Here is a 452-nt window from a genome sequence, read left to right as displayed (position 1 = left end):
AATGTGCCAACGGTTGTTCACTTCAGAATCCGTCCACAAGCCTACTTTGTTTTAGTAGAACAGAATGTTTGCCGCTAGCGTTTTCATATCGCTGTTGGGCTTGGCGCTGCCGATACTGCGGCCGATACGGTTGTTACGTTGATCGACTGCCTGGTCTGCAAGGTAACGGCTGAAGTAGTCGTCTTTACCTCCTCGCAACTCCATATCCGTCAAACGCGCATTCCCTGCTTTTTCGGCAATAATGCTGTCGAATTTATAAGCAATCGCCGCCTGCCATAATGCTTGGCGTACTGCATTGACCTGTGTTCCCCTGCTGTTGCCGTTTGCTTTGTCGTCCAAACCTGTACGCTCGGCAAAGCGTGTGGCATTACTGTTCATATTGAGTAAGCCTTCGTCTGCCATGCCGATAACTTGGGCGGCTACGGGATGGTTCAGCGCGAATTGAGCCATGT

The 452-nt window shown here is 50.7% G+C and carries 1 pseudogene; it reads right to left on the bottom strand.

The annotated features are described in order from the left end of the window. Window positions 1–54: 54 nt before the first annotated feature. Window positions 55–450 (bottom strand): annotated as a pseudogene (locus ACTHTY_RS11915) (DUF6973 domain-containing protein); the annotation flags it as partial. Between the last annotated feature and the right edge of the window lie 2 nt (window positions 451–452).

The sequence above is a fragment of the Neisseria sp. P0019.S002 genome, from assembly GCF_051957155.1.
Taxonomy (GTDB): domain Bacteria; phylum Pseudomonadota; class Gammaproteobacteria; order Burkholderiales; family Neisseriaceae; genus Neisseria; species Neisseria perflava.
Note: the sequence above shows the minus strand (reverse complement) of the source record. Positions and strands in the feature narration are given on the sequence as shown.